Below are 12,320 nucleotides of genomic sequence, written 5' to 3' on the forward strand. Positions count from 1 at the left end.
AGTTTGAAATTTAACCGTTAAATTTCTTGGAAACAGTCAGTTAATATGATTCAAAGATAAATAAAATGGTAAACAATAAATATTTATTCGTATTTAATTACTTATTGTATTGTTTACCATGGATGCATTTTAAAATGCGATTACCTTATTGGAAAGAGTTGTTTTATTCGTTAGTGAAAAATGATGAGCTGGTGTTTTTTTGTTGTGCACGAGCTATCGCCGGTCGGTTCTTATGTTTTCTTTTGCTGATTTTCTCTACATTAACCGGCTGAGGTACCTTTACATAATAACCTGTACCGTCGTAAGGCCGCTTACGCGGATGTTCCATGCAAAGTGTCGAGCAGCAACCGTCCATTTTCCAACCGCATTCATCACATTGTGTGAAATGCTCGTTACACTCGGGATTGGCGCAGTTGATCATTTTAGAAGTGGTTTTTCCACAATTTCTACAGGTGGAAACAACCGTTGGATTGACCTTATTGACATCCACTGTAACGCGGTTGTCGAATACGTAGCATTGACCTTCGAAATCTTTACCGTCGACTTCTTTGCCATATTTAATGATACCTCCGTGAAGTTGGTAAACATCTTTAAACCCTTCTTTTAGCAAAAGAGCAGAAGCTTTTTCACATTTAATTCCGCCCGTACAGTAGGTCAGTATTTTTTTATCTTTAAATTGCTCCAGTTCTTTTATTTTCTCTGGAAATTCTCGGAAGTTCTCTATGTCTAATGTTACTGCATTTTTGAAACGGCCCACAGCATGCTCGTAATTGGAACGTACGTCCAAAATCACGACATCTTCTCCGTCTTTCATTTCCATAAAATCTTTTGGTTCCAGATGTTTCCCCGTCTCTTTACTAGGATTGATGACGGACGGATTGCGTAAGCCAGAGTGGACGATTTCAGGTTTGTATCGGCAGTGCATCTTGATAAAAGATGGTTCGTCTACATCGTCAATCTTAAAATCCGTTTTGTTGAACCGCACGTCGGCGTGTACCGCATCCATATAGGCTTGACAAGCTTCTGATGTTCCGGAAACGGTACCATTCAAACCCTCATCGGCCACGATGATACGGCCTACTAAACCAAGAGATTTACAAAATTCGAGATGTTGTGCAGCAAATTGTTCTGCATTTTCAATCGGACTGTAACAATAGTACAGTAATGTTTGGTATTTTGCCATATTCATTGATACCGCTGCAAACGGCGTTTAATGTTTTAAAAAATGATTTTCGTGTGCAAAGTTACAGAAAATTGTCAGATAAAAATTGACGGAGGTCACTTTCACTGTACTAAGGCATTTTAAAGAACATTTTCTTTATGCAACCTTTTTTTAGAAAAAAGTTGCGCAAAAAAGCGTCGTTTCAGGTCTTTGAGGAGAATGGATGGTGCTAAGGATGGGGTTCTACCAACCTCAAAACCGAGCCTACGGCGAGCTCACCATAGGTAAATCTGGATGCGACAATTAAAGTTAAGGTGGGTTCATGCAATTGTATTATCCCTCCCTTAACACGCAAATGCCGCCTAACAAAATTTTGATAACTGCACGAATATCATTTCTGTACTATCCTATCCTATCAAAATTTTTCAGCGGCGACTTTTTTTGTGTACTTTTTTTGAGAGAAAAAAAGTACAAGCCCTGTCGCGGCTTCAGCGACATTAAAAATGTATAATTTTAATGTTCCTATTTCTTAATCAACGGTTTGAGCAGATACTCCAAACCGTTCAGCTTTATTTCATAAAGGGTTCCCAGTTGCATACCGAGTTTGCCTTTTGGGAAACCTTTTTGATGAAACCAGTTTAAATACGGTTCCGGTAGATTACATAGTAACCAACCTTGATATTTGCCGAAGGGCATTTTGGTATTTGCCAGTTCGATCAATATCTCTGGTTTCAGTAGGTTTTCATTCTCTTGTTTTGCCATGTTTCAATCGGTATAAGATAAGACGGGCGGCAATAACGCCATGATTAACCACGTTAGCGAAAGTACCATAATACTTTTTGAAAATCGCATAACGTTCTTTCAAACTCTGTCGGTGGCGTTTTTGGGTCATCCCGCCGACAAGATACTTAGCCACGTATTGATTGACATTAACTATTTTATTAGCCTTTTTCGCGGCTCGGATTACCCAATCAATATCAGCACTGAGCTGATACTGTAAATCATATGGCTCAGCAATACTTCGTTTTACATAAATCGCTTGATGGCAGATATTCATGCCGTAGCGAAAAGATTTCCAGTCAAAACGCTTTGGGATTCTATGCCGACGGTCGCCAAGAATGTTTCGCTCTTCGTCTATTAATTTTGTTTCTCCATAATATATATCTGCATTCTCTGCCGAAGAAAAGACTTTTTCCAACGTCATATCTTCGTACAGCTCGTCTCCCGAATTGAGAAACAGGACATAGTCGCCCGTGGCGGCGGCAAGTCCTTTGTTCATAGCATCATAGATACCGTTGTCTTTTTCCGAAAGGAGAATAGACACCTCTTCGCGGTATTGGTCTATTACATCAAGTGTGCCGTCGGTAGAGAGACCGTCTACAATAATATATTCTAATTCTGCATATGTCTGTTTCATAACCGATCGGATCGTGTACTCCAAACCGCTAACATCATTGTAGACTACAGTGATAATCGAGACTTTCGGTAAAAGCTTATTCATATGTTGCTTCATTTCCTCCCAAACTTTTTAATTAAGAATCGAACTAAGCGTTCGGCAAAATTTCCCTTTCGATGTGCATAAAAATGCTTGATAGCTTCATAGGCCTTTTTATGCTCACTGATATCATTAGGGAAATATTTTACTTTTTGAGTAGCCAGTTCCACACGATAGGCATCATCAATATCCGAATGGATACCCGTTCCATCCGTTCCGATATTCTGTATCATGGACTGTCGTGGGTAGAGTACCAAACCTTCTTGATTGAAGACGGAAAGATACCATCGGATAGCCCAGGAATTGATCTTTCCTGCTTTTAATTCCTTGACCTGCTCCCAGAAGTTTTCACTCCTTTCAATACTAAAACGTCTTATATCCTTGCGCTTGAAATGCTTTGTCAGGGCCTCAATGTCGGGGTTGAAATGATTCCATGCCCTTTTCCACGTCGCCCAGCCCCAGCTACCTGCTACCCGAAAGAAGAATGATTTGGGCAATCGTTTGGGGTGTTCCACGGGATACATATATCCGCTGATTTCCATAACGCGTTCATTTTGTTCATAACGAATAAGGGCGTCATTAAAATACATTAAGGCATAGAGAGAGGTCTCTAGGTCGTCTTCCAATACAATAGCCTTTCCGTGTTCATTGATAATTTTAGTGACACCATCAATCACGTTTTCGGCAATTCCCCAGTTTTTCTGGCGTTCGATAATGGTAATATGCTTAAAATCCCAAGGTTCGCGAATGATGGCGCGCACTTGATTGACATTTTCTACCGCATCCGCATTTTTCGCTGCGTCCGAGATAATGTATAACAGGGAATCCTTCGCCAGAAGATTTTTTTCCAGAGCCTCTAACGCCCTCCTCGTGTGCTTTGGACGGTTGTATACAAATAATATGATAGGAGCCAGTGTTTGCATGCATTACAAAGGAACAAAGAATGATTCAAAAACCGTGCTAATATTTATTTATATGGTGAAACTTACGCATAGGGCGGAGGAAGTTTTTTGAGGGTCACCAGCCAATCCGAAAAGAAAGCCTTTTATAGTTGCCACGTGTCGCACCCATTGTATAGTGAGTGAGTTTGTTTACATTTGTGTTTGATCTTTTAGAATATATGAGTCCGTTAAGCCCTATTGTCTTATTCGTATATAGTCGTCCGAGCCACACGCGCCGAACACTTCAGGCCTTGGAAAAAAACCGGCTTGCCACGGATAGCGAACTTTATATATTTTCTGATGGGGCAAAAAATGCAGGAGCTATTCCGGCGGTAGAAGAGGTTCGCAGGGTAATACGAGAGGCTTGGGGATTTAAAGACGTGCATGTCGTCGAAAGAACGCACAATTTAGGATTAGCTGCCAATGTAATTGATGGTGTCAGTAATGTGATAAAAAAACACAAGAAAGCAATCGTATTAGAAGATGATGTATTATTTTCAGAACACACATTGACTTATTTTAATGATGCTTTAACCTTGTATCAGAAGGAGGAAAAAATTATGCACATTAGTGGTTTTATTTACGAACTGAATCGAACAAACTTGCCTGATACTTTTTTTACCCGGTACGTAGCGAGCCAAGCATGGGCAACGTGGGAGGGGGCGTGGGATTGTTTTCAAGAGGATATCGAGACGATTATACAGCAGTTTGACGAGAAAAAAATAAGTGATTTCACCTTTGAGGGTACCATGAATTTCTGGAGGCAGATACAACAACAAAAGGTAGGAAAAGTTGATTCTTGGGCGGTTCGTTGGTATGCAAGTGTCTTTCTGCGCGGCGGGCTGGCTTTGTCGCCAAATCAATCTCTTATCGAAAACATCGGGCATGACGGTACGGGTGTGCATTCTGAAATAAGCGGTATGTTTGCTACTACAATCCGAAGAGAACCCATGGAGCGGTTCCCTGCCGAAGTCGTAGAGTCAGAAGAAGGATACCGGTCTCTGAAAAAATACTTCAAACATAGGAAAGGCGGGCTTATCGAACGCGGAACACGATTTATTAGAAACAAACTTTTTCATCGAATTTACAATAGAATAAGATGATTCCACTTGGTAAGAAAGTTAAAGATTCTTCAACCAATACCTGTTTTCAGTCTTTTTGTTCGCTCGTCTAGTCGTGACGACGGCTTTTGTTTTCTCCATTAGCTTAAGAGCAATTCCAAGATATGCTACAAAGGTATATCGATCCTTGTATATCGCCTGTAACGCTTTTTTTATCGATGCGAGCACGGCATATATGAAAGCCTTAGGAAAGCTATATTTGATATTAGCATATTCGGTCAAAAAATAGATAAATTCTCTCTTGAAAAAAGCCTTTCTACTATCATCTGATGTTCTATTTTGCCGATCGTGGTAAGCGATAGCTTCCCGGTTGACGGCTATTTTATAACCGTGATAATGCAAACGATGTACGTAGTCGCTATCTTCGCCATAATGATAGAACAGAGGAGAAAAACCGCCTACTTGTTTCAGTATAAATAGGGGTATAAGCCAAAAGGCAGCGTTTACGAAAGGGCTTGTAACTATGTTTTCATTTGCATCTACTTGTTTCATATAATCAGCGAAACCCTTATCGAGCGCCTGTCCGGTTCCATCATAATGCATTGGCGAAATGATGCCGATATCCTTAGGGTAAGGTTTTTCCGTTAAATACGCTAAGCAGTTTGATTGTACCCAAGCATCTTGGTTCACTAAAAAGACAAAGTCATAACCGTTATCAAGTGCATATGCGAATCCTAAATTATTTGCTTTGCCGAAGCCTAGGTTTACCCGACTTTCTAGGAGAATTATCTGGGGATAGTTTTGACGTATCAGTTCGACAGTATTATCTTGAGAGGCATTATCTATAATTATAATGTCGGTCGGGTAGGAAGAATGCAAAAGACTGGATAAACATTTGTCTAGCCAAGGTTCGAAGTTATAAGTAACGATAATACTTAAAACACTTTTCATATCCGGCTATCCTTCATCTCCAAATAAATCCTTTAATTCTCAGTGAGCGAAGGAATTTATTGATTACCGTTAAGACAGGCTTTTTAATTTTCCACTTTAGTTTATCGAAACTCGTTTGACCTGCAAGATAGTTTTCGATGGACTGCTTGCCGGTTTTCATATCTGTCGGTTTTTCCCTTTCCTTTTTTTCGATAACTAATACACTATCGTAATAATGTAGGGAATCAACAGACTGGGTAAATCCATTTACCTTCAGCGCTCGCTGCTCGGAGTGGAAGGCATTGATATAATCTATAAAATTTTTGCTGTATTCGATGAATGTGCCCTTTCGTTTGTATCCTCCTCCATAATCCACCTCATAGGAAGTATGTAAGTCTTCGCACAGATAAACACCGTTTTTCTTCACATGTCCGAACAATTCTTCAAAGGTAATAATCTGCTGAAGCATAGTGTGACCTCCATCATCGATGAGAATATCGATTGGTGGCACAGTTTGTTTTACTTCTCTGAGAAAACCTCTGTCCGCCTGGGAGCCAACGAGTATCTTTATGTTTTCTTCTTCCAGATTCTTACAATTAGGGTTGATATCAATGCCGTATATTTTAGCTTTGTCGCCGAAATAATTCTTCCACATCTGTAGACTGCCACCCTGATAAACGCCTATTTCGACAATCGTTATTTCTTTATTCCTGAAGCGGCTAAAGTGCCGGTCATAGACGTCAAAATAGTGAAGCCACTTATGAATAAGCTTGTCGTTATTGTCGTAGAAATATTTTTCTAAATCATTCATTGCATAAAATTTGATTTATCGATAGCCCCGATTTTATTTCAGTTACGATAATCGACTTGAAGTTATTAAAAATAATCGCTTTTGACAACTAAAAGAGAACAACGATTTTGCTGTTACGGATGTTGATTATGGCCGGTTATTTATTTTTTCCTCTCTATAAGCTTTTCTTTAAAAAAAGAGATCACTTCCGATAGGATATCCGATTTAGATATAAAAAGTAAAAAAAGGTAAATACCTAGCAAACCGGCTATCTTGGCTATAAATCGGAGATAAATATGATCGATGTGGCTAACCCACAAACTTGTTATATATAGGCTTAACATCGCTGTTGCAGCAAAAAGATAGACGTCTTTGAACAAAAAATAATATGAATATTGCAATCTTTGCCTACAGATAAAATACCAAGTATTCAACCAGATTATTTGGAGACCGGTGTATGCATAGAGCAGATAAATTATGCTATGGCTCTTCAGTAGGAAAAATAATGCGATTTGCAACAGGCCGAAACAAATGATATTCCACATATAGATTGTCGATCGGCCTTGACTTAGGTTGTAGTTGGCAAATACATTGCTTGCTACTGCAAATGCTCCTCCAAAGGCGATGACTCCAAGATAATCTGCTGCCGCGAGCCACTTTTCGCCGATAAGAATAATGATGAATTCGTTTGAGGCGAATGATAAACCAAACATCAACGGAAAAGTAACAAAAGAAATGAAGGATAATAATTTGCGGAACACGCGCGTTTGTCGACTTTCGTCTTTTTGTGATATTTGTGTCATCAACGGTTGTATCAAGCTGTTGTTGATACTCGAAATGAAGGTTTGCCCCATCAAGTTCCATTTGTTAGCCTGATTGAACTGCCCAACGGTGGCTGTCGGGAAAAATTTACCCAAGATACTGGTCAAGAAATTATTGTTTACGTTGATGACCACATTAGTAATTAAAAGCTTACTACTATACCCTAACATGGATTGAATAGGTTTAAAATTAAAGTTAAGGGTAGGGCGGAAGCTAGAAAAATAGAAAAATCCCGAACTTGCCACAATGCAATATGTTAAGTTCTGAATAACCAGTGACCAATATCCTAGCCCATATAAAGCCGTAGTGATGCCGCATATCCCACCTATGAATACAGCGGCGGTTGTGGAGAGTGCTCGTTCGCGCACGAGTAGATTTCGGTTCAGATAAGCACTATGAGCAATACCGAAGCTGCTGATAAAAAAGTTTAGAAACGAAACGCGTGCCACGGTTGCTAGGACAGGGATTTCATAAAAATCAGCAATGAATGGGGCAGCAAAAAAAAGTAGAAGATAAAGAGTTGCTCCAATAGTTATGCAGAGCCAATACACGGCGTTATAATCCGCGTGTTTGACGTCTTTTTTTATGGTCAAAGCGCTGACAAAACCAGATTCCATGAATGCGGCGGATACCGCGGAAAAGATAGTAAGGATACCAACAATCCCAACATCTTCCGGTATGAGAACACGCCCCAGAACGATCCCGAATAGTAAGGCGAGTACTTGTTGGACACCGTTTGCCATACCGCCCCATAAAAACCCCTTTATCGTTTTCTGTTTTAAAGGAATCTCGTTGTTGCTCATATTAGGCGTCCTGTTTTGTTCCATCGCCGTCTGCTCTGGTAATGGGTTTTCTTCTCATATTAGTACAAAAATAGTACTTATGGATGATAACGTGCTATCTCACCTCGATTTGATGAGCAAACTCTCTTAGTTTAGGGTGTTTGGGGTCGAGATCTGTAATCAGGTAAGTGACATCTCGTAACGGGGCAACACGCATTTTCTGATTAGAGTTTAACTTCTCTGCGATACTCAGGATAGCGAGGTTCTTAGAACATTTAATCATTGCACGTTTAATTTGGACAACTTCCCAATCTGAATCTGTGATACCCTCGTCCAGAGATAAGCTATTGGTCCCAAGTAAGCAGAGATCTACCCTTAAATCAGAGAGCTCATTGATTACTTGTGCACCCGAAACAATGTTTGTGTTTCTGGATAATTTTCCGCCAATAAGAATAACATCAATATTATCCTTCTCTGCTAATTCCAGTGCAACGAGCGGGCTAATTGTAAAGAACGTGCATTGAAGATCATTAGGAACCGATCGTGCTAGTTCGATCATGGTCGTTCCACCGCCTACTAACACCGTCATGCCGCTTTGTATCAGTTTGATCGCTTTGTGAGCGATTTCTTTCTTTGATTCTTTAGCATAGACGTTTCCTTCCTGAAAAGGAAACTGAAAGGATTTGGATAAAGCCCCTCCATATACTTTTAATACTTGGCCGTTCTCAGCTAGCTCGTTTAAATCGCGCCGTATGGTGTCTTCAGAAACGTTTAGCTGTACACTTAAGTCGGATGATAATACCTTGTTGTGTAGGTTAATCTGATGAATAATGTAGGCTTGTCTTTCTTCTTTTAGCATAATATGAAGTTTACCTTCTTTTTCCCCGCGAAAAAGAAGCAAAAAGCTCGTCGCTTCAGATGTTTGAGATAGTGATAGTACTAAAGATGAGTTTCTACATAACTCAAACATTTGGATGCGACAATTAAAGTTAAGGAAGGGATCATGCAATTGCATAGTCCCTTTTTTAACCTCTAATGCCACATATAAAATTTTGAAATATGTAAAAATATTATTGACGCACTATCCCTTTGTTCAAAATTTTAAAGTGGCGACTAAATTAAATTCTTTTTAAGAAGCAATTCAGCGATCTGCACCGCGTTCGTTGCTGCTCCTTTTCTAAGATTATCTGCGACAACCCAAAGATTTAAAGTTTTATCTTGTGATTCATCACGACGGATACGCCCTACCAAAACCTCATCTTTTCCATGTGCATCTTTCGGCATCGGATATTGGAGGTTTGCGGGGTCATCGACTACGATAACACCTTCTTGTTCCGTTAAGAGCCGACGAACTTCAGCCAGATCAAAATCATTTTCAAACTCTATATTCACCGATTCTGAATGCCCCCCCATAACCGGAATACGCACAGTGGTCGCTGTTACACGGATGGAATCGTCGCCCATGATTTTGTTCGTTTCCTGGATCATTTTCATCTCTTCCTTTGTGTAGCCATTGTCTTGAAAGACATCAATATGTGGGATAACGTTCAAATCGATTTGATAGGGGTAAGCTTTTTCACCATCTTTGCCTGCCCGCTCGTCCATCAGTTGATTAACCGCCTTTACACCTGTTCCGGTAACGGACTGATAGGTAGATACGACGACCCGTTTTATTTTATACTTCGCGTGTAGCGGTTGAAGTACAACCACCATTTGGGTGGTAGAGCAGTTGGGGTTTGCGATGATCTTATCCGCAGCTGATAATACTTGGCCGTTCACTTCTGGAACAACCAGTTTCTTCGTGGGGTCCATACGCCATGCCGATGAGTTATCTACTACGGTTATACCAGCTTCGGCATATTGTGGAGCATATTCTGTTGAAGTACCACCCCCTGCGGAAAATAGCGCTACGTCAGGTCGGAGTGCAATAGCTTCGGCTGGAGTAACGATTTTGTACTTCTTCCCCTTAAACTCGATTTCCTTACCCTTGCTCCGCTCCGATGCTACAGGAATCAACTCTGTTACCGGGAAATTACGTTCCGCTAAAACGGTCAAAATCTCTGACCCTACAAGGCCCGTTGCGCCTACTACTGCAACTTTCATAATTGAATTTGTTTTATTTGTGTATGATGTTGAAAATAAATTACAAAGAATCTAACACGCAAAAGTATGAAAATAAAAATAAATTTTCTAATTTATTGCACACGATACAATGTTTTTCCGTGAATATTTAAAGAATTGTAATTTTAGATATTTCTTTAGGATAAGCGCATATGGAACAATCGATTGCTGACCTATTTTGCTTAAAAAATGCGCTAACTTTGTCCCAATGAAAGAACGTATAGTAATGATCGGAGCGAATGGCCAAATCGGATCGGAGTTGGCATCGGCGCTTCGCTATAAATTCGGTGCAGAAAATGTGATCACTTCGGATATTCGGGAACCATCAGTTTTAAAAGATGATGAAATTTTTGAAATTGTCAATGTATTGGACAAGCCTGCATTGAAGAGTTTGCTTGAGAAGCATCAGCCTACGCAGATTTATCTGCTTGCGGCAATGCTTTCTGCGACAGGAGAGAAATATCCACAAAAAGCTTGGGATCTTAATATAAATGGTCTATTGAATGTATTGGATCTGGCATTGGAACTTGGTATTAAGAAGATTTTTTGGCCGAGCTCCATCGCTGTTTTTGGCCCCCACTCTCCAAAACAAAACACCGATCAATATTGTGTGATGGATCCTGTTACTATCTACGGCGTCAGTAAACTGGCGGGCGAAAGACTTTGTGAATATTACCATCATAAATATGATCTGGATATTCGCAGTGTTCGCTATCCAGGAATTATCTCTTGGAAGACTGCGCCCGGAGGAGGGACAACGGATTATGCTATAGATATTTATATTGAAGCGTTAAAGCATGGTAAATATACATGCTTTCTTTCTGCTGATACTGCTTTGCCTATGCTTTATATGGAGGATGCGGTAGGTGGAACGATCGAGTTGATGGATGCCCCCATCGAACAGATCTCCATTCGTTCCAGCTATAATCTCGAGGGATTATCTTTCACGCCTGCGGAGATTGCTAAAGAAATTAAAAAAATTCTTCCTAATTTTGAGATGTCTTATGTTGATTACGACCCACGTCAAGCAATCGCTGACACTTGGCCTGCAAGCATCAATGATAGTTACGCACGTACTGATTGGGGCTGGAAACCAAAGTTCGATTTGGAGTCGATAACAGAAGATATGATTGCGAACCTCAAAACAAACATATAGAAAATGGGCAGAGCCTTTGAATTTAGAAAAGAGAGAAAATTTAAACGGTGGGCTAAAATGGCCGTACAGTTTACACGCTTAGGAAAAGAAATAGCTATTGCGGTAAAAGAGGGCGGTCCACATCCAGAAAACAACTCCCGTTTGCGGACGGCTATTCAAAATGCGAAAGCAGTTAACATGCCGAAAGATCGTGTGGAAGCAGCGATTAAAAGAGCTTCTGAAAAGGACGCGAAAGGATATGAAGAATACGTTTACGAAGGGTACGGTCCGCATGGTGTACCGGTATTGATAGAAACGGCAACAGATAATACAAACCGTACCGTGGCCAATATTAGAAGTTATTTCACGAAATCAGGCGGCTCACTGGGAAAGACTGGATCGCTTGACTTTATCTTTCTACGGAAATCAATATTCCGTTTTGAAGCGTCGGAAGATCTTGATGTGGACGAATTGGAATTGGAACTTATTGATGGGGGACTGGAAGAGTTGTATGTAGAAGCTGATGAAGAAGGAAACGATATTGTCGTCGTTCAGACTTCTTTTGAGGATTTTGGAAATATGCAAAGCCTTCTAGAGGAGAAGGGACTTGAAGTGAAATCTGCTAAGCTGGAGCGTATTGCTTTGTCTCATAGTTCTTTAGATGAAGGCCAGGCTGCTGATGTGCTCAAATTAATTGACAAAATCGAGGAAGATGATGATGTACAGGCGGTTTATCACAATATGGAGTAGAGGTACGCTAATATGACATTTGAAGAATTTTTTGCCAAGAAGAAAATTGATTTATCTCAATTGCAGAGGGGAAATCGTCTGCTATATGATGAGTTTAGGCAACATTATGTTCAAATGGGGCAGAAAAGTTTTGATCATACGAAGAAGTTTTGGTTTAACAAATTGCGAAAGCAATACGCGTTGCTTGAAGAAGAAGAAACGACCGCCAAAGATCAAGCTGTTTCTGCCGAGATATTGGAGACCATGTCTCCGGATTCTGCTGGAATAGTAGCTGCTTCCAGCAAGCCAGCGGGTTTCAAGCCACGATTTAAGGCGGGTGCTACCAAGGCCG

At 40.3% G+C, this 12,320-nt stretch carries 13 protein-coding genes; 4 read left to right on the plus strand and 9 right to left on the minus strand.

What is annotated here, in order from left to right; genetic code table 11:
* Positions 1 to 163: 163 nt before the first annotated feature.
* The 4 genes from trhO to H8B17_RS02090 all read right to left on the minus strand — a co-directional run bounded on the left by trhO (position 164) and on the right by H8B17_RS02090 (position 3,580).
* A complete protein-coding gene (gene trhO / locus H8B17_RS02075) occupies positions 164 to 1,183 on the minus strand; it encodes an oxygen-dependent tRNA uridine(34) hydroxylase TrhO (protein ID WP_190307505.1) in 1,020 nt (339 codons plus the stop codon).
* Positions 1,184 to 1,684: 501 nt separating this feature from the next.
* Positions 1,685 to 1,924 (minus strand): DUF3820 family protein, encoded by a 240-nt coding sequence (locus tag H8B17_RS02080; protein ID WP_190307506.1) that lies wholly within the window; start codon positions 1,922 to 1,924, stop codon positions 1,685 to 1,687.
* Positions 1,905 to 2,663: a glycosyltransferase family 2 protein gene (locus H8B17_RS02085; RefSeq protein ID WP_190307507.1), complete on the minus strand. Its 759-nt coding sequence runs from the start codon at positions 2,661 to 2,663 to the stop codon at positions 1,905 to 1,907. Before H8B17_RS02085 ends, H8B17_RS02080 begins: the two co-directional genes overlap by 20 nt.
* 8 nt (positions 2,664 to 2,671) lie before the next feature.
* Entirely contained in the window at positions 2,672 to 3,580 is a 909-nt protein-coding gene (locus tag H8B17_RS02090) for a glycosyltransferase family protein (RefSeq protein ID WP_190307508.1), read from the minus strand.
* Positions 3,581 to 3,777: 197 nt separating this feature from the next.
* Here H8B17_RS02090 and H8B17_RS02095 point away from each other — a divergent pair, with 197 nt between their 5' ends.
* Complete coding sequence (locus H8B17_RS02095; RefSeq protein WP_190307509.1) at positions 3,778 to 4,701, plus strand: sugar transferase; 924 nt, start codon at positions 3,778 to 3,780, stop codon at positions 4,699 to 4,701.
* An 18-nt stretch (positions 4,702 to 4,719) separates the two neighbouring features.
* Here the strand turns inward: H8B17_RS02095 and H8B17_RS02100 are convergent, their stop codons facing one another.
* From H8B17_RS02100 to H8B17_RS02120, 5 genes are all read right to left on the minus strand, one after another.
* Positions 4,720 to 5,610, minus strand: a complete 891-nt coding sequence (locus H8B17_RS02100) for a glycosyltransferase family 2 protein (protein ID WP_190307510.1) — start codon at positions 5,608 to 5,610, stop codon at positions 4,720 to 4,722.
* Positions 5,611 to 5,623: 13 nt separating this feature from the next.
* A complete protein-coding gene (locus H8B17_RS02105) occupies positions 5,624 to 6,400 on the minus strand; it encodes a class I SAM-dependent methyltransferase (RefSeq protein WP_190307511.1) in 777 nt (258 codons plus the stop codon).
* A gap of 140 nt (positions 6,401 to 6,540) precedes the next feature.
* On the minus strand, positions 6,541 to 8,028 hold the full coding sequence (locus tag H8B17_RS02110) for a lipopolysaccharide biosynthesis protein (RefSeq protein WP_190307512.1): 1,488 nt from the start codon (positions 8,026 to 8,028) through the stop codon (positions 6,541 to 6,543).
* Positions 8,029 to 8,098: 70 nt separating this feature from the next.
* The gene (locus tag H8B17_RS02115; protein WP_190307513.1) at positions 8,099 to 8,842 is read right to left on the minus strand and encodes a DeoR/GlpR family DNA-binding transcription regulator; all 744 of its coding nucleotides are present in this window, start codon (positions 8,840 to 8,842) and stop codon (positions 8,099 to 8,101) included.
* A 254-nt stretch (positions 8,843 to 9,096) separates the two neighbouring features.
* A complete protein-coding gene (locus H8B17_RS02120; RefSeq protein ID WP_190307514.1) occupies positions 9,097 to 10,086 on the minus strand; it encodes an aspartate-semialdehyde dehydrogenase in 990 nt (329 codons plus the stop codon).
* A gap of 226 nt (positions 10,087 to 10,312) precedes the next feature.
* Between H8B17_RS02120 and H8B17_RS02125 the strand changes: the two genes are divergently transcribed.
* From H8B17_RS02125 to H8B17_RS02135, 3 genes are all read left to right on the plus strand, one after another.
* Positions 10,313 to 11,260 (plus strand): NAD-dependent epimerase/dehydratase family protein, encoded by a 948-nt coding sequence (locus H8B17_RS02125; RefSeq protein ID WP_190307515.1) that lies wholly within the window; start codon positions 10,313 to 10,315, stop codon positions 11,258 to 11,260.
* A 3-nt stretch (positions 11,261 to 11,263) separates the two neighbouring features.
* Positions 11,264 to 11,989 (plus strand): YebC/PmpR family DNA-binding transcriptional regulator, encoded by a 726-nt coding sequence (locus H8B17_RS02130; protein WP_190307516.1) that lies wholly within the window; start codon positions 11,264 to 11,266, stop codon positions 11,987 to 11,989.
* Between the two features lie 12 nt (positions 11,990 to 12,001).
* Positions 12,002 to 12,320: hypothetical protein (locus H8B17_RS02135; RefSeq protein WP_190307517.1), on the plus strand; the 319-nt coding region annotated here is incomplete at its 3' end.

This window comes from Sphingobacterium arenae (assembly GCF_014692505.1).
Classification (GTDB): Bacteria; Bacteroidota; Bacteroidia; order Sphingobacteriales; family Sphingobacteriaceae; genus Sphingobacterium; species Sphingobacterium arenae.